Below are 19,583 nucleotides of genomic sequence, written 5' to 3' on the forward strand. Positions count from 1 at the left end.
GTTTTCGACACCACACTGCGCGACGGTGAACAAACGCCGGGCATCTCATTCACGCTTGAAGAGAAGCTCGGTATTGCAGAGCAGCTCTCCGATATCGGGGTACACGCCATCGAAGCGGGCTTTCCCGCATCCTCCGACGCCGAGCGCGAGATCGTCAAAGCTATCAGAGGCCTCGATCTCTCGACGCAGGTCTGCGGTCTTGCGCGGTCGCTCCGGGCCGATGTGGACGCGTGCATCGACTGCGACGTCGATATGATCCATGTCTTCATCCCGACGTCCGACGTCCAGCGCGAGTACACCATCAGGAAGACCCGCGAGCAGGTCCTCGAGGCCACCGGCGATATCATCGCGTATGCCCGCGACCACGTCGGCCAGTGCATGTTCTCCGCGATGGACGCGACAAGGACCGACTGGGATTACCTGATCGAGGTATACCGCGTTGCGGTGGACGCCGGGGCCACGGTCATCAACGTGCCCGACACCGTCGGCGTGATCACCCCGACGACCATGAAGCGCCTTATTTCCCGGATCGATCAGGAGGTGAGGTGTCCGATCGACGTCCACTGCCACAACGACTTCGGGCTTGCGGTGGCAAACACCATCGCAGCGGTCGAGGCCGGCGCCTCCCAGGTGCAGGTGACGGTGAACGGCATCGGCGAGCGGGCAGGCAACGCCGACCTCGCGCAGACGGTGATGATCCTCTCGTCCATCTACGGGATCGATACCGGCATCCGGACGACGAGCCTCGTCGAGACCTCAAGGCTTGTCTCGCGCTACTCCGGGATGGGCATTCCCGCCACACAGCCGATCGTCGGCGAGAACGCCTTTGCTCACGAGAGCGGGATTCACTCCCACGGCGTCATCACCCGGTCGGATACGTTCGAGCCCGGGATCATGACGCCGGAGATGGTCGGTCACCGGCGCAGGCTGAAACTCGGCAAACACGCCGGGAGGCATGCAGTCAGGCAGATGCTCGCCGAGGTGCATATGGAGCCCGTCGATGCCCAGCTCGACGAGATCGTCCTGCGGGTGAAGGCGATTGCCGGCAAGGGCAAGCGGGTGACGGACGCTGACCTCTACGAGATCGCCGGAAGCGTCATGCAACTTGCACCCGACGAGAAGACCCTGGAACTCCAGGATGTCGCCATTATGACAGGCAATCACGTGATCCCGACAGCCAGCGTCATGGCAACCGTCGATGGGGTTGAGCATATCTTCTCAAGCGTCGGGAACGGACCGGTGGATGCGGCCGTGCGAGCGATCCTCGGCATCATCCCGGCCCCGGTCCAGCTCAAGGAATTCAACATAGAGGCAATCTCGGGAGGGACCGATGCGATCGGGCACGTCACCATCGCCGTCGAGGACGAGCAGGGCCGGGTCTTCGATGCCAGCGCCTCAAGCGACGACATCATCCTCGCATCCGTCGAGGCGGTGATCAACGCGATCAACCTCGTCTGCCGGACGCGAAAGCTCGACCGCGAGCAGGAGAAGTGAAGATCTCACTTCAACATTTTTAAAAAAAATTTAACTCGTGGGGGTAAAGGGGGTGGAGCGGGAAGTCCCCACCGTTCAGGGTGGGGATGAAAGCGGAGCCGCCCTTCGTCACTTTCACCCTGCACGGATCAAGTATATTTTATTTCAGATGAACTCTCTTGTTTGTCTATGCTCATTTCCTACAAGTATCGAGCGTATCCAGACGCAACCACTGAGGCACGGCTGAATGCCGCACTCGATACCTGTCGGTGGCTCTACAACAAACTCCTCGAAGAGTGCAATACCGCACGAGAGGCCGGGATCGCTCCGACAATGCGAGGAACGCAGGCGCGGATTGTCACCCTGAAGGATGAGAGTCCGTCTCTGAAGAACGTGTACTCCAAAGTACTTCAGATGGTGAACGCCACCCTCTGGAGCAACATCGCCGCACTCTCGCAGACAAAGAAACGAGGACGGAAGATCGGCAAACTCCGGTTCAAGAGTGCAGTCCGGTACCGGACGCTCAACTATAACCAGTCCGGGTTCAAGATCGACCGTGAGCATAGTTCGATTACGTTCTCGAAGATTGGAACAATTCCCTTCACCATGCACCGACCCTACACCGGAAAGGTGAAGGGTATTCTGATCACCCGTTCTGGGGATCGATGGTATGTGATCGTTCAGGCGGAACAGAAGGTCTCTGAATCGAAACGAGAAGGGAGATCTGTCGGGATCGATGTCGGTCTGAACTCGTTTGCAGTCGATAGTGACGGTGCGGCGATCGAGAACCCCCGGTTCTATGAGCACTCACTTGACCGGATCAAGAAGTTACACCAGAGTATTGCCCGGAAACAACGGTTCTCGAAAAACTGGAAGAAGGCAAAAGGGAAACTGGAGAAGGCGTATGAACATATCACGAACCAGAAGAACGATTTCCTGCACAAACTTTCTCGTCAGTATGTTGACACCTATGCAACGATCTGTGTTGAAGACCTGAATATCAAGTATCTGAAAGAGCACGGCACATCTCGCGGGCTCCGGAGAAGTATCCACAGTGCGTCGTGGGGACGATTCTATTCTCACCTCTCGTACAAGGCTGAAAGTGCTGGTACGAACTTCATTCAAATCGATCCCCGAGATACGACGCAACTGTGTGCAAACTGCGGAAGTATCGTGACGAAGGATCTCTCGGTGAGAGTTCACGATTGCCCATACTGCGGGTTTGTTGCCGATCGAGATTACAATGCTGCGGTGAATATTCACCGCGTGGGGATGGAACAGCCCTTCGAGCCGGTGGAGCCGAGACCTCTCCATCACATCTCTGTGGTGCAAGTGTTGGCCATGAAGCAGGAAGCCCCGCCCTTCAGGGCGGGGTAGTTCACTGTTCAGGTAGCGCCGGGAGGCTGCTGTTTTCCTTCGAGCGCGCCCCGGATCTGTGAAGAGAGCTGCTCGAACCTGCCCTGCAGGGCCTTCTCCTGCTTCTCGAGCGACTTGACCCGGAGTTCGAGCGTCTCGACGCGCTCGTTTAAGGAAGCGAGTACCTGCTCTCTGCTCTTCTGCATCATGACGCTGCCGACGTTCATGAAGACCGCCGCGTTCTCGGGGACGTCGGCCAGATCCTCGACCGCCCGCCGGGCTTCGCGGATCGTCAGTTCGTACTGTGCTTTCTGCGAGACTACAGTCTGCAGTTGCTGCTGCATCTGCTGGAGCATCGCCAGCTGGTTCTGGACCTTTGGTGGGATATTTTCCATATGCATCAACCCTCCTGAAACGGGACAAAGTTGGTAACAATATTTCAGGTAACCGACAGAGAACGCTCCGTCCTCTGCCATCTCTTTACATGATAGGGACGTGGAACTCATTAAATGTGAGGGTTCGGAGAAGGGGGATCTCATTCATCCGGACGGGGCAGCGATCTCCCGCATCTCGATCGCTATGGTGATCAGCCGCAGCCAGGTGTTGAGGGCCGCCCGAAGCGCCGGGATATCGGTGGCTATCACCTCGAGGACGAGCGTATCGTCGCCCACGAGCCGTACGCGGGCCGACGACCGATCTCCCACGTCGTCCATCTCCCGCGAGACCGAGAGGTAGAGGGCGCGGGCGTCGTCGGCGGTGAACCGGAAGACTGCCGTATGCATCAAGGGAGAACCTTCAGGGTGTACCGTTTCCGTTGCGTTCCGTCAAAGACGATACGGTGGTCCGGGATGGTTTCCCCGGCGAACAGAACGTTGAGGTAGTCCTTGAGGGCCTCATACACGGAACGGTCCGAGACGAAGAGCCCGCGGGCGATCACTCCGGGACGCTCTGTGACCGTAAATGACTTAACCGTGATCTCCGCCGCCGGTTCACCATCTGAGAAGGCCTGGATGAGAAAAAAAGGACCTGAACGGGAGACGATCACAATTGTCCCGTCAAGGGCGAAAAGGTCGCCCATGCCCGCCTTGCCCCGGGTAAGATACTCGGCGCCGGCCGCGAACGCCAGGTCCCGGGCGAGGGAGCGCACCTCGGGGACCGGTTTACGTGACGTCGTGACGACCGTCATCGAGCCTTCAGGTCTTTTATCGCGGCTCCGCGTTCCTTGAAGAGGATGCGGTGCCCGCAGTAGGGACAGCGGATATTGACGTCGATCTCCACTTTCTGTTTGCAACGAGCGCACTTATAGGCAGCCACGACCTATTAGCCCTCCTTCTGCAGCGAGCGCTCGATGCTCCGTGTAGCGACGCGCATCGCGGGCGTCTCCGGGACGTAGCTGCCGCCCGCAAACTTAAACCCGCACTTGCGGCACGTCCAGATACCCGTTCCCTCACGCTTGACCGCTGCCTGGTCGCAGCGGGGGCAGGTGTGACTCGCGCGGGAGACCGTCTCGATCTGGTTCACTCTCTTGCGGATAAACCGGCCATACCTCGGGCCAAAGCGCCCGGAATTTCCGACTACCCTGCCCTTTGCACTCTGTTTGCGGCTTGCCATTTCGCGTACCTCTGATATGTCCTATAATTTTTGCGTTGGCGACTAATATAGTTACTCACAACACGCGTTCGATGATCCGGGTCTCTGCATTTCCCTTTGAAATTTTGTTCACCAGGTCATAGAACTCTTCCTGGATGCCTGCTGGAATCCTGACGACGGCGATCCAGGAACCGTCTTTCTGCCACTCATCCTGTTCGAGCATCCCGGCGTTCTTGATTTCGTAGCCTCTCGCGGCGTAATCCGGCGGGAGCTTCACGGCGATGCGGATCTCCTCGAAGCGGATGGGGAGAAGCGGCCGGAGTGCCTTGATCACCTCTTTGACCTGCTCCTCGACGGATTTGAAGGGATCGATGCTCACCCTCGCCTCCTCCATGGCGAGTTCGATGCGTTGCGGGGGGTGAGGGAACCCGGTCTGCGGGTTGACGGCGTTCCTCGATATGAACGTGACGACCCGGCTCCGTTTCTCTGCAATAAGGTGGCGGCGCTGTTCGGAGGTGAGGTGGATCTCGCCCTTCTTGATGATCCGTATGGCGGCCTCTTCAAACTCAGTCGTCTTGAAGACCTTCAGGAGAGATTCATCGGATGCCCGTTCGGCATGGGCGGCGTTTGAGAAGATGGAGTCGGCTGCAACCGCGTCCTCCAGGTCGACGTCCTCCCCCTGCCGGATACGCTGAGCCTGGTCGGGGTCGACAAGCACCTCAAACCGTTCGCCGTAACTCTCAAGCCGTGCTACAACTGCCTGGTCCAGAGGTATCATAGGGGGTGTCACTCACTCTTCGAACTGGTCGACGTAGATCTTCACTTCGTCCTTCTCCAGCTTCCGGAATTCCCGGGTCGCGATGGAGACGAGACCGATCTCGATGGCGCTCACGTCGAGTTTGCCTTCTGTTGCGGCGTGCAGGGCCTTGATACCGAGCTTGATGGCGTCGGCAAAGTTCCCTTCCTCGTTGTACTCGTCCTCGAAAACCTTCATGACCGCGGGCCGGCCCGTGCCGATCCCGGTTGCCTTGTACTCGAGCAACGTGCCGCTCGGATCGGTCTCAAAGAGCCGGGCCTCGCCGTCGCTGACGCCTGCAATCAGGAGAGCGGTCCCGTAGGGGCGTGCACCGCCGAACTGGGTGTAGGTCTGCATGTGGTCGCAGAGTTTCTTGGCCAGGGTTTCGACGTTGATCGGTTCGTTGTAGGAGACCCGGTTGATCTGGGACTCGACCCGCGCCCGATCCACGAGGGACCGCGCGTCGCCGACGAGGCCGGAGGATGCCACACCGATATGCGAGTCAATCTTGAAGATCTTCTCGATGGAGGCAGGCTCGAGGAGACGGGACGTCACCCGTTTGTCGACGATCAGCACGACGCCTTCGCTGCACTTGATCCCGACTGCCGTCGTACCCCGTTTCACCGCTTCTCTGGCGTACTCAACCTGGTAGAGCCTACCGTCCGGGCTGAAGACAGTAATCGCCCGGTCATATCCCATCTGATATTGTGGTTGCATTATCGTTCCTCCAAATCGGCTTCGGTGAAAAATAATAACTTCTGATGTTTAATACCTTGTTCAACCAAATCAACCTTTTGACGGGGGTAGCGGTACACCGTGAAACAGTGCTCCGCGAACCTCGTTTCTCCTGCCTCAGAGAGAGGCCGGATTGGTTTCATCCGGCGCTTCAGAGCATGGATGGTCCCGGAGACGGCGACCGTCCGGAGGGCAACCGGCCCATCGGCGATCGCGGTGACCGTTGTAAGGGCGGTGGCGATATCCTTCTCCGTTCCGCGACGGCATCGGACCACAACGTACCCGGTGTCGCAGAAGACCACCGCCGGCTGTGCGAACCCGACGGCCGCGTCGCCAAAGAGCGAGGTCGCGGCCTCGATGACCGAGAGGTATGCCTGTTTCTGGTCAGGGGTCACTCCGTACGGGAGGACCCGAACCAGGATGTAACGCCTTTTTGCCCGCATCGCCGGGGGCCTCGGCTTCATCCGACCACCCTCACGGGCTGCTCCGGTTCGATGAACCGGCCGACCGACGCGAGAGCCTCGCTCACTTCCGTTCCGGTCATGCCGAAGAGCGCGCAGAGGCCCCGGACCTCGCGGACCGACCGCTGCTCGAGAATCGAGTGTGCGTCGGACGATATCGTCAGTGGGAAGCCGTAGCGCCGTTGCAGCGAGAGGATGTCAGCGTACCGCTCCAGCGCCCTCTGGCGTCGGGTTCCCCGGAGCCGGATGATGGGGGCAAGCGAGATGTCCACCGCCACGCCACGCTCGGCCGCTGACCGTGCGGCAACGTGGTCGAACGCGTTCCTCCGGGCGGCATGGATATTTCTGATGCCATTCACCTCTCTCAGCCCGACGACGGCCCGGTTGAAAGAGGTGTCGCCGGCATTGACAAAGACCACGTCGGCACGCCGGACGGCAGGCTCGCGCACCCGCCTGATGACCTCCTTGTGGGACGCGGCGCTGATCACGACCCCGCGGATAACCTCCGCCCCAAGGGGTTGACGCCCGACCTCGCCGATGGCGACGATGCTGTCAAACCCGAGGTCCGTCGCCTCAAGCGCCATCCGTGCAAGCGTCGAGTCGCCGGTGGGGTAGGGATATACACTCGCGTCCGTGACCTTCATCAGGAGTAAACCGTATGTAAAAAAAGGTAATTATTTGCCGCGGTTCGCATGGGAACGGATGCTCGGGCGAGTCTTCTCGGTCCCGTGCCCGCGCGTCCGCATCCCGCGCCCCTTCATGCCGGCGGAGGTCTTACCGCGCTCCGCCCGGCCCCGGTGAACCGGGTCGGCCAGCCATGCGAGGTTGCGGTCGCTCCGGATCGATGGGTGGTGCCCATCGACCAGGATCACCTCAAACCACTTTGACCGTCCATCCTCGCCGACCCAGTAGGAGTTTAAGGCCTCCATATTCGGGAACTTGCGGGATGCACGCTCTTCGGCCATCCGCTGCAGGCTCTTTGCCGGGGTCATGCGGCGCATACCCATACGTGCGGACCGGCGCCCGCGAATGTACCGGGGCTTCCTCCGGCCACCGCGGCGGACCTTGACCCGCACGACGATGATCCCCTGCTTGGCCTTGTAGCCAAGCGAGCGGGCCCGGTCGATCCGGGTCGGATGCTCCACGCGTACGATACTCCCCTCGCGCCGCCAGACCTGGAGGCGCTCCCAGAGGAGACCTTTCACCTCGGAACGGTCGGGCCTCTTCCATGCCTCGCGAACGTAGGCATACATTGACTTTGCCATGCTTTTAATCACCTCAGGTTCAGCGTTTCCGCCACATTCCTTTTCCGGGACGTGTCCCGTGGTTCCTAACAGGTTGGCGAGAGCGCTAATAAAGAATTCCTTTCTCCGCGGGAAGACCTAGATGCCCTTCCTCTTCTCGACGACACGGATGGCATCGATCCGGGTGACCGGGTACTGCCCGTTCTCGTCTTTTTCGGCCGATTTGACCATATCCCAGACGGTGAGGAGCGCAACGGAGACGCCGGTGAGCGCTTCCATCTCGACGCCCGTCCTCCCGTAGGACTTCACGCGGGCGGTCGCCTCAATGTAGCCGTCCCCCTCCTCGAAGTCGATGACGATGCCCGCAAGCGGTATGGGGTGGCACATGGGGATGATGCGCGCCGTCTCTTTCACCGCGAGGGTGGCCGCCACCCGCGCGGTCGCGAGGACGTTGCCTTTGACCGCCGTCCCTTCCCGGATGGCCCGAAGCGTCTCGCTCCGGAGGTAGATCCTCCCGGCCGCAACTGCTTCCCGGGGGACCTCGGTCTTTGCCGAGATGTCAACCATCTGCGCGCGGTCGTTCTCGATGTGGGTGAAGACCGGGGTCTTGCTGTGTTCGCCGGACTCGCTCATGTGAATCAGGAGATCTTCGGTCTCTTTGGGGATAAAAGGAAACGCCCGGGGTGAGGTCACTCCGCCACCGGGCGGCCGAAGAGTTCCTCCGGAATGCAGTCCAGCATGTCGGTCGCGAGCATCCCGCATCCGCGCCCCTCCGCGGCCCGCATCCCGGCCTTGCCGCAGACGTACGCGGCGATGCAGGCCGCCTCGAACGCCGGAACCTGGCAGAAAAGCGCTCCGGCGACACCGGCGAGCAGGTCACCCGTCCCCCCGGTGGTCATTGCAGGGGTTCCGGTCCGGTTGAACCTGACCCGCGTTCCGTCGGAGACTACGTCGACCGGCCCCTTGAGCAGGACGGTCCCCGCCGTTGCGGCGGCTTTCACGCACCGGCCGCGCGCCGCGAGGTCCGCCGGGGGTTCTGTCCCGGTGATCCTGGCAAACTCCCCTGCATGCGGGGTGTAGATCGTCTCCTTCGCCGCCGGCAGGGGGTGGGCGAGCGCATCGGCATCGAAGACCGCCCGCCTGGCCGCCCCGGCGACGGCGAGGACGACGTCGTGGCTCTCGACCCCGAGACCCATGCCGCAGACGACTACATCGGCCCGCCCGGTGAGCCGGAGGATCGTCTCCAGGTGGTCGGCCGTGATCGCCTTCCCTTCTAAGGGCTCGTAGATCAGGTCGGGCATGGGGATGTATGCCGGGGAGGCAATCCGGACGATATCCGCGCCGGCACGGAGCGCCCCCATCGCCGCGATGTAGGGCGCCCCCTGGTAGGGCCCGCCCCCGATGACGAGCACCTCACCGCCGACACCTTTGTGGGCCCCGGACGCCCGGGCCGGGACGAGCGTGAGGTCACCGGGCCCGCAGAAGACCTCAGCCTCGAGCGGGATGCCGATACCCACGACGTCCGCGCCCGCCACCTTCGCCCGGTGGAACGATACGACACGGTCAGCCCGGAGGCCGGGGGTGGGGATATCGACGGCGAGGACCGGCGCGGCGCTCGCGTTCGCCCGGGCGACGAGGGTTGCAAACGGCTCCCGCACCGCGCCCGATCTCCCGGTGCCGAGCATCGCATCGACGATGAGATCGGCCGCATCGAAGAGATGGCCGAGCCGATCGACGTCGGCGGCGCACCGGACCGGGTGGAGGGCGACTGAGCAGCGGTGGAGGAGCGATTCCTGGAGAGCCGCCGCGGAGGTGATCGAGCCGCAGTCAGGGTAGACGACGTCGACCGCATCGAGGTACTGGAGGTACCGGGCCACCACCATCCCGTCGCCGCCGTTGTTCCCCCGCCCGCAGAGGACGAGGACCCGGGAGGGACCGGAGGCGAGGACAGCGTCCGCGACGGCCCGTCCGGCGCTCTCCATCATCGAAAGCGACGAGTGGCCGAGCGCCACAGCGTTCCCTTCGACCGCCCGCATCCGGCCGGCGTCGATCACGCCGGTCTCCAGAAACTCATGCATATCGTTCGTTGTCATGCTCTGCACCTCCAGGAGTGTTGCCTGGTTGGTGCTATGGTGTTTCTTTCTTAGATAGTTTTAGTTTTTTTTGACCGGGAGAAATGCCGGGGGGCCGCCGGGTTAGAGCGGTGGAAAAACCCCGGATGCTGGACCGTGGGATATCGCCACGCGGGGGCGGGGCCGATGGGGGGGCAGTTCCCCTCCCCTGTCTCCACGCTTCAGGTATGACGGTAACCCCCTCACCCGTCATCGATCCCATGCTCCCATGCTTTATTGACCTTTCACGACGCACTCCTATGGAGATGGGCCTCGAAAACGATCTACGGAGAGCAGCGGATCTGGCCTGCGATGCGGAGTCGGTGACGATCATCTCCCACATCGACGCCGACGGCATCAGCACGGAGTCGATCCTCTCGCAGGCGCTCAGCCGCGAGGGTATACCCGTCACCTCCGTCTTCGTCCGCCAGCTCGAGCCGATGGCGATGCGTCACGTCCCAAAGGACGACTCCCTGAAGGTCTTCACCGACCTCGGGGCCGGCCAGCAGAGCCTTCTTGCGGAGCACGGCCTCTCTGCGGACGAGGTCCTGATCCTCGACCACCACGTCAGCCAGCCCTGCGAGACGGCCTACCCCCAGGTGAACAGCCTTGATTTCGGCATCACCCGGATGAGCGCCGCCGGTATCGCCTACCTGGTCGCAAAGGCGATCGACGCAACCTGCACCGACCTCGCCAAACTCGCCGTGGTCGGGAACGTCGGGGACATGATGGCCCGGGAAAACTGTGGGCTGGTCGGTCCGGCCCGCGATATCGTCCAGGATGGTGTGGAGTACGGCAACATCGTCGTGCAGAAGCCGGACTTGAACTGCTACGGGACGTCCACACGCCCGATCCACGTCTGCCTCGGCTACTGCGACGACCCCTACATCGACGGGATCTCGAACAACCCAAACGCGGCGCTCCGGTTCCTTGAGAAACTCGGCGTCGAGTTGAAATCACCCCGGGGCGGCTGGCTTGTCTGGGAAGAACTCCCGTTCGACGACAAACGCACGATCATCAGCGCCCTTGCCCAGCAGCTCATCGCTCACGGGAGGGAGACCGACCGCCTGCTCGCCGAGATCTACATCTTCCCCGACGAGCCGGAACGGACACCGCTCCGGAACGCCTCCGAGTACGCCACCCTCTTGAACGCCTGCGGGCGGTGGGCAAAACCCGGGATAGGGGGGAGCATCTGCCGCGGGGATCGCGGGGACGCCTACCGCGATGCGGAGTACATGCTCGCCCACCACCGGACGGTCATCCGCGACCTGCTCCAGTACATCCTCGATACCGGGGTGACGGAGCTCTCGCACCTGCAGTATATCCACACCGGCGACCGGTTCCCCGACACCATCGTCGGGATCGGGGCGGGGATGGCACTCTCCAAACTGAACTGGAAGAAGCCGATCATGGTCTTAAGTGCGATGGTGGACGAACCGGAGGTCACGAAGGTCTCGATGCGGACGAACGAGTGGGCGCTCGGCCGCGGAGTCGACCTGCAGGAGGCTCTCGTCGAGGCGTCGGCAGAGGTCGGCGGCGCGGGCGGCGGGCACCGGATCGCGGCCGGGGCGTTCATCCCCTACGATACAGAAGAGGAGTTTGTTGATAGTGTCAACCGAATACTCAAACGACAGTTCGCTTCGGCGGATCCGGACAATCGCTGACTTCCAGTTCGGCACCGGAGCAGGAGACGCAGTCTTCCCCGATGAGTGCACCTTCCAGTTCTCCACGACGGGGCGCGTCCGCCAGGTGCGCCTCGGGAAGGAGCGGCTTGCAACCGTTCGCGCACAGGACGGTCGCCTGACCCTCGGAGTCGGCGGAGCGGCGCGACTTTGCGCCCATCTTCCTCCGCCGGCCTACCGGGTGACAGTGCAGGAAGATGTGGCGACATTTATTGCGGACGGGAAGAACACGATGGCAAAGCACGTCGTCGCTGCCGACGACGGCATCCGCGCAGGGGACGAGGTGCTGGTGGTGACCGGAGACGATGTGCTCCTCGCCACCGGAGCAGCCCTGCTCTCCGGTCGGGAGATGCTGGCATTTAATTACGGTGTAGCGGTAAAAGTACGACAGGGAAGGGGATCTGAATGTTTCCAGGTAAGATAAACCCGAAAAAAATGAAGCAGATGATGAAGCAGATGGGCATGGAGATGGAGGAGATCGAGGGCGTGGAGAAAGTGGTTATCTACACGCCCGCGGGAAACTACGTCTTTGACGAAGCCCAGGTCGTCGCGACCACCATGCAGGGGGTCACCACCTACCAGCTCACGGGAGAGGCCCGGTTTGAAGAGGCGGTCCCGGAGATCCCCGACGAAGACGTCGCCCTCGTCGCGTCCCAGACCGGAGCAGCCAAAGAGGTTGCGAGGACAACACTCATCGAGACCCGCGGCGACATCGCCGAAGCGATCCTGAAACTCTCGCAGCAATGATCGAGGATGGGGAACACCTCCTGCTCGTCGGCGGGGAGCGCGAATACTTCGTGAAGGCGGGCGAAGGAAAGTTCTCCACCGACCGGGGGATGATCGATCTTTCGGCGCTCGCGGGCATGAACCCGGGAGGCGAGATCAGGACCCACCTCGATGTCCCGTTCACCGTGCTGCGCCCCCGGCCGACCGACTTCTTTGTCCACGCAAAACGGAGCGGAGCCCCGATGCTCCCCAAGGACATCGGGATCGTCATCGCCTACACGGGCATGAACCGCAACGATGCGGTCCTCGACGCCGGGACCGGGAGCGGCGTCGCCGCAATCTACTTCGGAAGTATCGCCCGCGCGGTGAAGACCTACGAGGTGCGCCCGGAGTTCGCCAGACTTGCGGAGAAGAACATCAGGAATGCGCGGCTCGAGAACGTCGAGGTGGTCGCGGCCGACATGCTTGAAGCGACCGGTGAGTTCGACGTCGTCCACCTGGACCTGACGATAACCCCGGCACACGTGGAGCACGCCTTCTCGCTCCTCTCGCCCGGCGGGTACCTTTCATGCTACACCCCGTTCCTCGAACATACGTTTGTTGCGCTCGACACCGCAACGCCGCTCTTCCGCGACGTCCACTGCTATGAGTGCATGGAGCGGGAGCTGACGCGCTCCGCCCGGGGGACCCGGCCGTCGACACGGGTCGCCCACAGCGGCTACGTCACGATCGCGCGAAAATAGGTGGGCTTACTCCTTGAGCGGGTGTTCCCACCCGGTGTAGCCGCAGTAGATGCAGCAATCGCCGTCACAGTGATGGCACTTCTGCGAGGGCTGCGGCACCATTACCGTACCTTGTTTGTTGCAGTAGGTACATCCAAGCCCTCCGCAGTGACAACAGACCTCAGGGGCATACTCTTCCTTCTCTTCGGACATGTCTCTCCTCCCAGAGTAGTATGATGTGTGCGGAGGTGACAAAGGTTTGTCTTTGGTAGTGTTGGAAAAAAGGTATTAGTGGATGCGGGGCGAACCAGTATTCAGGAGAGAAGAGGTGTTTTGTCCGCGTCACGGCGGGAGGCGGGATGATCCGGGCGCCACCCCCGCCGGCCGGGCTGAAAACCCCGGAAGGTAGCCACACGATGTACCACATTATCTCTATCCGCGATTTTGAAAAGAGCGATCTCGATCACCTGCTGGACCGGGCTGAGGAGTTCGATACCGAGAAGTACCGACCCCGGATGCTTGAGGGCAAACTTGCGGCCCTCCTCTTCTTCGAGCCCAGCACCCGCACGAGGATGTCGTTTGCGACGGCTATGGCCAGGCTCGGCGGGGACTCGATCAGCGTGGACTCCGTGGAGGCAAGTTCCATCGTCAAGGGAGAGACGCTGGCCGACACCATCCGGGTGGTGAGCGGCTACGCGGACGCCATCGTGCTCCGCCACCCAAAGGAGGGGGCGGCACGGCTGGCAAGCGAGTTCGCCACGGTGCCGGTCATCAACGCAGGGGACGGCGCGGGGCAGCACCCAAGCCAGACGCTGCTTGACCTCTACACCATCAGGCAGTCGATGCCGATCGACGGGCTCGACGTCGGCCTCCTCGGCGACCTGCGCTACGGCCGGACCGCGCACTCGCTGGCGCTCGCCCTCTCCCTCTACGGCGTCACCCTGCACACGATCGCACCGGGTGGACTGGAGATGCCGGCGAACATCGCCCTCGAACTGCGTGAGCGCGGGATGGACGTGATCGAGCATACGGACGTGGAGGAGGTGATCCGGGAGTTAGACGTCCTCTACGTCACGAGGATCCAGCGCGAGCGGTTCCCGGACTCGGCATCCTACTACAACGTCGCGTCCAGTTATCAGATCACGCCCGATCAGCTCCGCGGTGTCCGGGAACACCTGATGATCCTCCACCCGCTCCCGCGCGCCGGGGAGATCGACCCTGCGGTGGACCAGACGCCGTATGCGCGCTACTTCGAGCAGGCGAGGAACGGGGTGCCGGTCAGGATGGCCCTCCTCTACGAGGTGATGAAATGAGCAGAAAAGACCCGTCAGGGGGGTTGGTCATCAGCCCGATCAAGAACGGCACCGTCATCGACCATGTCACTGCCGGAGAAGCTCTCAACGTCTTGCGGATACTCGGCATCACCGGATCGACCCGGGAGTGCCTGAGCATCGCAACGAACGTCAGGAGCAAACGGATGGGGAGGAAGGATGTCGTCAAGATCGAGAACCGGGAGCTCCGTACGGAGGAGGTCGACCGGATCGCCCTGCTTGCGCCGCAGGCGAAGATCAACATCATCCGGGACTACCAGGTGGTGGAGAAGAAAGGTGTCGAGATCCCGCACCTCCTCAGAGGTGTGGTCCGGTGCCCGAACCCCGGCTGCATCACGAATACGAATGAGCCGGTGGAGAGCACATTCGAGGTGCTTCCGAAAGGGCTGCACTGCCTCTACTGCGACTGGCTGATCAAGAATGATATTGCAGGCCACATCATCTGATCAGGTTTCCGTGCCGGTCGATCTCCCCCCGGTAGATCCGGGTGCTCGAGATCCGTCGGCCGTCTTCGGCGAGGACGCATGAGATCTCATGGAGGTCCACTTTTCTCTTCCCTCGCTCTCGTCGGCGTTCGTTGATCTCCACGGCGACCGGGAAGGTCTCCTCGGAGACGACGAGGATATCGAATTCCGTATCGAGGGCGCTGCCGTAGCGGTCAGCGAGCGGCTCGACCTTCCACGCCGCGGTGTAACCGCGCTCCTTGATGAAGGACGCAACGGTTGCCAGCCGTTCCTGGTACGAGTGGACGGGGTGGACCTTCGCCCCGGCAAACTCGTCGGTTGTCAACCCGATGATCACCTCTCCGTCAGGCCCGGCGAGCTCAAAGGAGCGGGCGAGGAGTTTCCTGTGTCCGGCATGCAGGGGATCGAACGTCCCCCCGACCATCACTCTCATCTGGAGGCGTTTGACGTGAGGGGGTTTATGGGTAGTGGTCGGCAGTGGTGCGGTGAGCACGGTCCAGTCTTCCCCCTCACCGCCGGGGGAGAGCATTTTGTATCGAAGCGATCAATAGTAGACGTACATGGAGAGCGGATCAATTGTGGGGGACCGCGTCTTTATTGCGGAGAACGCAACCGTCATCGGCGATGTGACGCTTGCCGATGATGTGAGCGTCTGGTTCGGTGCCGTTGTCCGGGCTGATCGGGATACAATCGCCGTAGGGACGGGCTCAAACATCCAGGACAATGCCGTCGTCCACACGACGCCCGGGTTCCCGGTCGGGATCGGGGCGGGGGTCTCAGTCGGTCACGGCGCCATCCTGCACGGCTGCACCATCCGTGACCGGGTGCTCGTCGGCATGGGTGCCGTCGTCCTGAACGGCGCAGTGGTGGGCGAGGGCTCCATCATCGGGGCCGGCGCCGTCGTTACCGAAGGAAAGGAGATCCCGCCGCACTCGCTGGTCCTCGGCGTGCCCGGGAAAGTGGTCAGGGAGACGACGCCCGAGCAGCAGGAGAGCATCATTAAAAACGCGCGTGAATATATCAAACTCGCAGGGAGGTACCGCCATGGCTGACGTCGTGGTCATCGGCGCCGGGGTTGCCGGCATCCAGGCGGCGCTCGACCTTGCCGACCACGAGGTCCACGTGCACCTCATCGAACGCGAACCGACCATCGGGGGGCACATGGCCCAACTCGACAAGACGTTCCCCACCAACGACTGTTCGATGTGCATCCTCTCTCCGAAGATGGTGGAGGTGGCCCGGCACAGAAACGTCACGATCCATACCTGCTCCGAGGTCGAGTCGGTCGAGGGCGAGGTCGGCAACTTCACCGTCCGGGTCCGGAAGCACCCCCGCTACATCATCGAGAGCGAGTGCAACGGGTGCGGGGACTGCACCCGGATCTGCCCGGTGGAGGTCTACAACCGGTTCGACGCCGGCATCGGGGTCCGGAAAGCAATTTATAAACCCCACGCCCAGGCGGTTCCCGATATCGTCATCAAAGACCAGGAGCACTGCATCGAGTGCGGCCTCTGCTATGACGTCTGCGGCAGAGAGGCGATCCTGCACGAGGAAGAGGAGCGGGTGTTCGATATACCGGCGGCAAGCATCGTCGTGACAACGGGCTATACGACGTTCGATGCCCGGAACAAGAGGCAACTGCGCTATCTCATCATTCCGGACGTCATCACGAGCCTCGAATTCGAGCGGATGATCAACGCGAGCGGCCCGACAGGGGGTAAACTGAGACGCCTCTCAAACGGCAAGCCGCCCCGGAGCATAGCCTTCGTCCAGTGTGTCGGCTCCCGCGACCTCGCCGCCGGCCGTCCCTACTGCTCAGGGGTCTGCTGCATGTATGCGATGAAGAACGCCATGCTCGTACGCGAAAAGAACCCCGATGTCGAGGTCACGATCTTCTATAACGACGTCCGGGCGTACGGCAAAGGCTACGAGGAGTATTACGAGCGGGCGAGGAACCTCGGGGTCCGGTTCGTCCGCGGGTTCCCGGGCGAAGTGCTCGAAGAGAACGACCACCTGATGATGGTCGCGGAGAACACAGAGACCCGTGAGGTGGAGACGTTCCACCCCGACCTGGTGGTGCTCTCCGTCGGGATCGAGCCTGCCGACGGCGGGGAGGCGATCGGCCGGATGCTCGGCATACCCCGGGACGACTCCGGATTCTTCGGGGTCGCCGACCAGAAGGTCGGCCCCGTCCTCACGGTGAAGCCCGGGATCTACGTGGCCGGGACCGCCACCGCGCCGAGGGACATCCCGGACTCGGTCGCCATGGGCGGGGCGGCGGCGATGCGGGCGTACCTCGACGCGATCAGGGTGGGATAGATGCAAAAAGAGCCCTACACCATCGCATGGGACGCGGAGACCGACTGCATCGTCTATATCGACCAGACCCTCCTCCCGGGGAGGTACGACGTGATGCGGTGCACCACCGTCGAGGACCTCGCCCGGGCGATCAGGAGACTCGAGATCCGGGGGGCACCGGCGCTTGGCATCGCCGGCGCGATGGGTGTTGCACTCGCGGCCGCCCGGAGCGCCGAGACGGATCCGGGGCGGTTCCAGGCGGAGATCAGGCGGGCCGCCGGCCTGCTCAGGGGCACTCGCCCGACCGCGGTCAACCTTGCATGGGGGATCGACCGCGTGGCAAGAAAGGTCGCGATGGCCGCGTCGGTCGCGGAGGCGAAGGCGCTCGCGGTCGCTGAAGCAAACGCCGTCGCCGAAGAGGACGAACGGACCTGCCGGAGGCTCGGTAACTTCGGCGAAGAACTCTTTCCGACCACGTGCACGGCGCTCACCCACTGCAACGCGGGAGCGCTCGCCTGCCGGTGCTGGGGGACGGCGCTCGGCGTGATCCGGTCGGCGGTTGCGACCGGAAAGGACGTCAGGGTGATCTCCTGCGAGACCCGGCCGCTGAACCAGGGGTCGAGACTTACCTGCTGGGAACTCGCCCGCGATGGGATCGACGTGACCCTTATCCCCGACTCCTCGGCAGCATACCTGATGCGGAAGGGTGAAATCGACCTCGTCATCGTCGGCGCGGACCGGATCACAAAGGACGCGGTCTTCAACAAGATCGGGACCTACATGCACGCCGTTGCCGCCCACCACCATGGGATACCGTTCTATGTCGCGGCCCCCCTCTCCACCTTCGACCTCTCCCGCAGGGAAACGGATATCGTTATCGAAGAGCGGGATAGGGCCGAACTCGCCGGCTGCGGCGACCGACAGCTCGCACCCGACGACGTGAAGGTGCTCAACTACGCCTTCGACGCCACCCCGCTCGACCTCGTCGATGCGATCATCACCGAGATCGGGGTGTTGCGACCGCCGTATGATAAGTCGTTCCGACTGGTCAGTGAGCCGGCAGAGAGCCGGGAGATCTAACCATGGGGTTCTTCGACTCTGGGATCTGGATTCAGTTGATGACCATCGTCGGGGAAGTCACGTTCTTTCTCATCCTCGGCATGCTGATTGCGGCAATAGCCCTCGCAATCATCGCCACCGCCTCGATCACCAGAGGGAAGTTCTACCTCCCCCGGATCCTGATACCCGGCATGGTCCTCCTGGAAGGGCTCGTGAAGGCGTTCTGCAAACTCCTGGGGCTGGACGACAAAGACCTCGTCACGTTCTTCATAACGCTCAGGAACACCATGAACACCAAGGCCTTCGCCGAGACACCGGTTGAGCAGCGGGCGGTCTTCCTGCCCCAGTGCCTGCGGTCGGCACAGTGTCCGGCGCACCTGACGCCGGAAGGCCTGAAATGCCGGCGTTGTGGACGCTGCTCCGTTGGAGAGAACGCGGAGTGGCTGGAGGGTGTCGGCTACCGCGTCTTCATCGTCCCGGGCTCGACGTTCATCAAGCGAATGGTCAAGAAGTATCATCCGCAGGCGCTCATCGGCGTCGGCTGTCTCATGGAGGTGAAGGACGGGATCGATATGTGCGACCGGGTGGGGATTATCGCCATCGGTGTCGTGAACGTCAAAGACGGGTGCGTGGAGACGATAGCGGACTGGAACGGGGTGAGGGATGTCGCCCTGCTCGGCCTCGAGCACCCGTCAGTTCCCGTAGACCTTCACGGCCCTGCCGAATAACCGCTCGCTGGTGACCTTGCCGTAGACATAGATTGTCTCGGCGCTGTTCACGTCGCCGACCCTGACCCCGGGCCGGAGAGTGATGTTTCCCCCGGCCTGGATGGAATGGAGAGACGCGTTATCGCAGATGGTGGCGGTTCCTTTGATCCGGAGTGGCCCTTTTATCTTCGCATCGTGTCCGACAACGATGCTCTCCGCCTCGATGAAACCGCCGACCGTTGAACCCGACCCGAGTTCGAGACAGCCGGCAACTACTACATTGCCCCAGATATGCGTCTCCGGAGGAGTGATGAAATTCCCGTCTACCTTCACGTTTCCGTCAAAAAAGGAACCTTTCGGTGCTATGTATGTGTCCCCGTGCCGGTAAACTTTCATGAAGATCTCTTCCGGATAACAGGTCGGTCCGAAACCAGATAAAATTATCAGTAGGTTTATCCGAAGATTGCAGAGCTGCATCTGTTTTTGCCGGCCCATATTCGCCAGGTACTCACCCGCTGGCTAAAGCCTAGAAAATTCCTGCACCGACCACAGCCCGGCAACCCGGCCTCGCGGAGCAATGCGTGGCGATAGGTGACGCGTGCCCCCCGGGCAGGCGGAGTTCGAGCACCGTCAGGTGCGCAGTCCAGGGGAAAGACGAGCCCCAGGGAGCGAGTTGGGGCTCCACCCATTTCCCGTATCATCCCGTCTGGTGGACCGTGGAGGCTATCGCCATTGGGGGAGTGCGACGGGCCGACGGGTGCGACGTTCCAGCGGAATGCGACGGGCCGAAGGGTGCGATGGTCCGAAGGACCAGAGCTTGAGAAAACG

Annotated in this window: 27 protein-coding genes; 12 read left to right on the plus strand and 15 right to left on the minus strand. The window is 62.2% G+C overall.

Annotated features, from left to right (window positions below; translation table 11 throughout):
* Together PLN84_RS02255 and PLN84_RS02260 are read left to right on the plus strand one after the other, a co-directional pair.
* Positions 1 to 1,494, plus strand: a 1,494-nt coding sequence (locus tag PLN84_RS02255; RefSeq protein WP_348531886.1) for a 2-isopropylmalate synthase, incomplete at its 5' end; no start/stop codon positions are given.
* Between the two features lie 168 nt (positions 1,495 to 1,662).
* Positions 1,663 to 2,850: a transposase gene (locus PLN84_RS02260; protein WP_348531887.1), complete on the plus strand. Its 1,188-nt coding sequence runs from the start codon at positions 1,663 to 1,665 to the stop codon at positions 2,848 to 2,850.
* Between the two features lie 8 nt (positions 2,851 to 2,858).
* Here the strand turns inward: PLN84_RS02260 and PLN84_RS02265 are convergent, their stop codons facing one another.
* The 12 genes from PLN84_RS02265 to PLN84_RS02320 all read right to left on the minus strand — a co-directional run bounded on the left by PLN84_RS02265 (position 2,859) and on the right by PLN84_RS02320 (position 9,748).
* Positions 2,859 to 3,224 carry a prefoldin subunit beta gene (locus tag PLN84_RS02265; RefSeq protein ID WP_292385242.1) on the minus strand — a complete coding sequence of 122 codons (366 nt, stop codon included), beginning with the start codon at positions 3,222 to 3,224 and terminating at the stop codon, positions 2,859 to 2,861.
* 144 nt (positions 3,225 to 3,368) lie between these two features.
* A complete protein-coding gene (locus tag PLN84_RS02270) occupies positions 3,369 to 3,611 on the minus strand; it encodes a KEOPS complex subunit Pcc1 (RefSeq protein WP_292384694.1) in 243 nt (80 codons plus the stop codon).
* Positions 3,611 to 4,015: a hypothetical protein gene (locus PLN84_RS02275; protein ID WP_292384695.1), complete on the minus strand. Its 405-nt coding sequence runs from the start codon at positions 4,013 to 4,015 to the stop codon at positions 3,611 to 3,613. Before PLN84_RS02275 ends, PLN84_RS02270 begins: the two co-directional genes overlap by 1 nt.
* The gene (locus PLN84_RS02280) at positions 4,012 to 4,143 is read right to left on the minus strand and encodes a DNA-directed RNA polymerase subunit P (protein WP_250987419.1); all 132 of its coding nucleotides are present in this window, start codon (positions 4,141 to 4,143) and stop codon (positions 4,012 to 4,014) included. Before PLN84_RS02280 ends, PLN84_RS02275 begins: the two co-directional genes overlap by 4 nt.
* A gap of 6 nt (positions 4,144 to 4,149) precedes the next feature.
* A complete protein-coding gene (locus PLN84_RS02285; RefSeq protein ID WP_292384697.1) occupies positions 4,150 to 4,440 on the minus strand; it encodes a 50S ribosomal protein L37ae in 291 nt (96 codons plus the stop codon).
* Between the two features lie 55 nt (positions 4,441 to 4,495).
* Complete coding sequence (locus PLN84_RS02290) at positions 4,496 to 5,197, minus strand: ribosome assembly factor SBDS (RefSeq protein ID WP_292384698.1); 702 nt, start codon at positions 5,195 to 5,197, stop codon at positions 4,496 to 4,498.
* Positions 5,198 to 5,209: 12 nt separating this feature from the next.
* Positions 5,210 to 5,932 carry an archaeal proteasome endopeptidase complex subunit alpha gene (gene psmA / locus PLN84_RS02295; protein WP_292384699.1) on the minus strand — a complete coding sequence of 241 codons (723 nt, stop codon included), beginning with the start codon at positions 5,930 to 5,932 and terminating at the stop codon, positions 5,210 to 5,212.
* Positions 5,932 to 6,414, minus strand: a complete 483-nt coding sequence (locus PLN84_RS02300; protein WP_292384700.1) for an Rpp14/Pop5 family protein — start codon at positions 6,412 to 6,414, stop codon at positions 5,932 to 5,934. Before PLN84_RS02300 ends, psmA begins: the two co-directional genes overlap by 1 nt.
* Positions 6,411 to 7,055, minus strand: coding sequence for an RNase P subunit p30 family protein (locus tag PLN84_RS02305; protein ID WP_292384701.1), 645 nt, complete (start codon positions 7,053 to 7,055; stop codon positions 6,411 to 6,413). The genes PLN84_RS02300 and PLN84_RS02305 overlap by 4 nt, the downstream gene beginning before the upstream one ends.
* A 30-nt stretch (positions 7,056 to 7,085) precedes the next feature.
* Positions 7,086 to 7,676, minus strand: a complete 591-nt coding sequence (locus tag PLN84_RS02310; protein ID WP_292384702.1) for a 50S ribosomal protein L15e — start codon at positions 7,674 to 7,676, stop codon at positions 7,086 to 7,088.
* Between the two features lie 117 nt (positions 7,677 to 7,793).
* The gene (moaC, locus tag PLN84_RS02315) at positions 7,794 to 8,288 is read right to left on the minus strand and encodes a cyclic pyranopterin monophosphate synthase MoaC (protein ID WP_292385244.1); all 495 of its coding nucleotides are present in this window, start codon (positions 8,286 to 8,288) and stop codon (positions 7,794 to 7,796) included.
* A gap of 56 nt (positions 8,289 to 8,344) precedes the next feature.
* Positions 8,345 to 9,748, minus strand: coding sequence for an NAD(P)H-hydrate dehydratase (locus PLN84_RS02320; protein ID WP_292384703.1), 1,404 nt, complete (start codon positions 9,746 to 9,748; stop codon positions 8,345 to 8,347).
* Positions 9,749 to 10,032: 284 nt separating this feature from the next.
* Here PLN84_RS02320 and PLN84_RS02325 point away from each other — a divergent pair, with 284 nt between their 5' ends.
* The 4 genes from PLN84_RS02325 to PLN84_RS02340 are packed head-to-tail and all read left to right on the plus strand — an operon-like array spanning position 10,033 to position 12,917.
* Positions 10,033 to 11,430 (plus strand): DHH family phosphoesterase, encoded by a 1,398-nt coding sequence (locus PLN84_RS02325; protein WP_292385245.1) that lies wholly within the window; start codon positions 10,033 to 10,035, stop codon positions 11,428 to 11,430.
* The gene (locus tag PLN84_RS02330; RefSeq protein ID WP_292384704.1) at positions 11,375 to 11,872 is read left to right on the plus strand and encodes a PUA domain-containing protein; all 498 of its coding nucleotides are present in this window, start codon (positions 11,375 to 11,377) and stop codon (positions 11,870 to 11,872) included. Before PLN84_RS02325 ends, PLN84_RS02330 begins: the two co-directional genes overlap by 56 nt.
* The gene (locus PLN84_RS02335; RefSeq protein WP_292384705.1) at positions 11,854 to 12,195 is read left to right on the plus strand and encodes a nascent polypeptide-associated complex protein; all 342 of its coding nucleotides are present in this window, start codon (positions 11,854 to 11,856) and stop codon (positions 12,193 to 12,195) included. The genes PLN84_RS02330 and PLN84_RS02335 overlap by 19 nt, the downstream gene beginning before the upstream one ends.
* Positions 12,192 to 12,917, plus strand: a complete 726-nt coding sequence (locus PLN84_RS02340) for a methyltransferase domain-containing protein (RefSeq protein ID WP_292384706.1) — start codon at positions 12,192 to 12,194, stop codon at positions 12,915 to 12,917. The genes PLN84_RS02335 and PLN84_RS02340 overlap by 4 nt, the downstream gene beginning before the upstream one ends.
* A gap of 6 nt (positions 12,918 to 12,923) precedes the next feature.
* Here PLN84_RS02340 and PLN84_RS02345 read toward each other — a convergent pair whose 3' ends face one another.
* Positions 12,924 to 13,109: a hypothetical protein gene (locus PLN84_RS02345; protein ID WP_292384707.1), complete on the minus strand. Its 186-nt coding sequence runs from the start codon at positions 13,107 to 13,109 to the stop codon at positions 12,924 to 12,926.
* A 203-nt stretch (positions 13,110 to 13,312) separates the two neighbouring features.
* Between PLN84_RS02345 and pyrB the strand changes: the two genes are divergently transcribed.
* Positions 13,313 to 14,209, plus strand: coding sequence for an aspartate carbamoyltransferase (gene pyrB / locus PLN84_RS02350; protein ID WP_292385247.1), 897 nt, complete (start codon positions 13,313 to 13,315; stop codon positions 14,207 to 14,209).
* Positions 14,206 to 14,673: an aspartate carbamoyltransferase regulatory subunit gene (gene pyrI / locus PLN84_RS02355; protein ID WP_292384708.1), complete on the plus strand. Its 468-nt coding sequence runs from the start codon at positions 14,206 to 14,208 to the stop codon at positions 14,671 to 14,673. Before pyrB ends, pyrI begins: the two co-directional genes overlap by 4 nt.
* Here the strand turns inward: pyrI and PLN84_RS02360 are convergent.
* Complete coding sequence (locus PLN84_RS02360) at positions 14,666 to 15,124, minus strand: phosphopantetheine adenylyltransferase (RefSeq protein WP_292385249.1); 459 nt, start codon at positions 15,122 to 15,124, stop codon at positions 14,666 to 14,668. The two genes, pyrI and PLN84_RS02360, sit on opposite strands and share 8 nt — an antisense overlap.
* Before the next feature lie 127 nt (positions 15,125 to 15,251).
* Between PLN84_RS02360 and PLN84_RS02365 the strand changes: the two genes are divergently transcribed.
* From PLN84_RS02365 to PLN84_RS02380, 4 genes are read left to right on the plus strand one after another with little or no spacing between them, the layout of a single operon-like run.
* On the plus strand, positions 15,252 to 15,743 hold the full coding sequence (locus PLN84_RS02365) for a gamma carbonic anhydrase family protein (protein ID WP_292384709.1): 492 nt from the start codon (positions 15,252 to 15,254) through the stop codon (positions 15,741 to 15,743).
* Complete coding sequence (locus PLN84_RS02370) at positions 15,736 to 17,010, plus strand: CoB--CoM heterodisulfide reductase iron-sulfur subunit A family protein (RefSeq protein WP_292384710.1); 1,275 nt, start codon at positions 15,736 to 15,738, stop codon at positions 17,008 to 17,010. The genes PLN84_RS02365 and PLN84_RS02370 overlap by 8 nt, the downstream gene beginning before the upstream one ends.
* Entirely contained in the window at positions 17,011 to 18,069 is a 1,059-nt protein-coding gene (mtnA, locus tag PLN84_RS02375; RefSeq protein ID WP_292384712.1) for an S-methyl-5-thioribose-1-phosphate isomerase, read from the plus strand.
* A gap of 2 nt (positions 18,070 to 18,071) precedes the next feature.
* Positions 18,072 to 18,776 carry a DUF116 domain-containing protein gene (locus PLN84_RS02380; protein ID WP_292384713.1) on the plus strand — a complete coding sequence of 235 codons (705 nt, stop codon included), beginning with the start codon at positions 18,072 to 18,074 and terminating at the stop codon, positions 18,774 to 18,776.
* Here PLN84_RS02380 and PLN84_RS02385 read toward each other — a convergent pair.
* Positions 18,741 to 19,088, minus strand: coding sequence for a polymer-forming cytoskeletal protein (locus PLN84_RS02385; RefSeq protein WP_292558610.1), 348 nt, complete (start codon positions 19,086 to 19,088; stop codon positions 18,741 to 18,743). The genes PLN84_RS02380 and PLN84_RS02385 overlap by 36 nt on opposite strands.
* Positions 19,089 to 19,583 lie beyond the last annotated feature (495 nt).

This window comes from Methanoculleus sp., from assembly GCF_035363275.1.
In the GTDB taxonomy this organism is placed as follows: Archaea; Halobacteriota; Methanomicrobia; order Methanomicrobiales; family Methanoculleaceae; genus Methanoculleus.

Bases quoted from the DNA above. Each gene is read 5' to 3' on its own strand.
- PLN84_RS02260 (WP_348531887.1), top strand. From the start codon at position 1,663: ATGCTCATTTCCTACAAGTATCGAGCGTATCCAGACGCAACCACTGAG.
- PLN84_RS02265 (WP_292385242.1), bottom strand. From the start codon at position 3,224: ATGGAAAATATCCCACCAAAGGTCCAGAACCAGCTGGCGATGCTCCAG.
- PLN84_RS02270 (WP_292384694.1), bottom strand. From the start codon at position 3,611: ATGCATACGGCAGTCTTCCGGTTCACCGCCGACGACGCCCGCGCCCTC.
- PLN84_RS02275 (WP_292384695.1), bottom strand. From the start codon at position 4,015: ATGACGGTCGTCACGACGTCACGTAAACCGGTCCCCGAGGTGCGCTCC.
- PLN84_RS02285 (WP_292384697.1), bottom strand. From the start codon at position 4,440: ATGGCAAGCCGCAAACAGAGTGCAAAGGGCAGGGTAGTCGGAAATTCC.
- PLN84_RS02290 (WP_292384698.1), bottom strand. From the start codon at position 5,197: ATGATACCTCTGGACCAGGCAGTTGTAGCACGGCTTGAGAGTTACGGC.
- psmA (WP_292384699.1), bottom strand. From the start codon at position 5,932: ATGCAACCACAATATCAGATGGGATATGACCGGGCGATTACTGTCTTC.
- PLN84_RS02300 (WP_292384700.1), bottom strand. From the start codon at position 6,414: ATGAAGCCGAGGCCCCCGGCGATGCGGGCAAAAAGGCGTTACATCCTG.
- PLN84_RS02305 (WP_292384701.1), bottom strand. From the start codon at position 7,055: ATGAAGGTCACGGACGCGAGTGTATATCCCTACCCCACCGGCGACTCG.
- PLN84_RS02310 (WP_292384702.1), bottom strand. From the start codon at position 7,676: ATGGCAAAGTCAATGTATGCCTACGTTCGCGAGGCATGGAAGAGGCCC.
- moaC (WP_292385244.1), bottom strand. From the start codon at position 8,288: ATGAGCGAGTCCGGCGAACACAGCAAGACCCCGGTCTTCACCCACATC.
- PLN84_RS02320 (WP_292384703.1), bottom strand. From the start codon at position 9,748: ATGACAACGAACGATATGCATGAGTTTCTGGAGACCGGCGTGATCGAC.
- PLN84_RS02325 (WP_292385245.1), top strand. From the start codon at position 10,033: ATGGGCCTCGAAAACGATCTACGGAGAGCAGCGGATCTGGCCTGCGAT.
- PLN84_RS02335 (WP_292384705.1), top strand. From the start codon at position 11,854: ATGTTTCCAGGTAAGATAAACCCGAAAAAAATGAAGCAGATGATGAAG.
- PLN84_RS02340 (WP_292384706.1), top strand. From the start codon at position 12,192: ATGATCGAGGATGGGGAACACCTCCTGCTCGTCGGCGGGGAGCGCGAA.
- PLN84_RS02345 (WP_292384707.1), bottom strand. From the start codon at position 13,109: ATGTCCGAAGAGAAGGAAGAGTATGCCCCTGAGGTCTGTTGTCACTGC.
- pyrB (WP_292385247.1), top strand. From the start codon at position 13,313: ATGTACCACATTATCTCTATCCGCGATTTTGAAAAGAGCGATCTCGAT.
- pyrI (WP_292384708.1), top strand. From the start codon at position 14,206: ATGAGCAGAAAAGACCCGTCAGGGGGGTTGGTCATCAGCCCGATCAAG.
- PLN84_RS02360 (WP_292385249.1), bottom strand. From the start codon at position 15,124: ATGAGAGTGATGGTCGGGGGGACGTTCGATCCCCTGCATGCCGGACAC.
- PLN84_RS02365 (WP_292384709.1), top strand. From the start codon at position 15,252: ATGGAGAGCGGATCAATTGTGGGGGACCGCGTCTTTATTGCGGAGAAC.
- PLN84_RS02370 (WP_292384710.1), top strand. From the start codon at position 15,736: ATGGCTGACGTCGTGGTCATCGGCGCCGGGGTTGCCGGCATCCAGGCG.
- mtnA (WP_292384712.1), top strand. From the start codon at position 17,011: ATGCAAAAAGAGCCCTACACCATCGCATGGGACGCGGAGACCGACTGC.
- PLN84_RS02380 (WP_292384713.1), top strand. From the start codon at position 18,072: ATGGGGTTCTTCGACTCTGGGATCTGGATTCAGTTGATGACCATCGTC.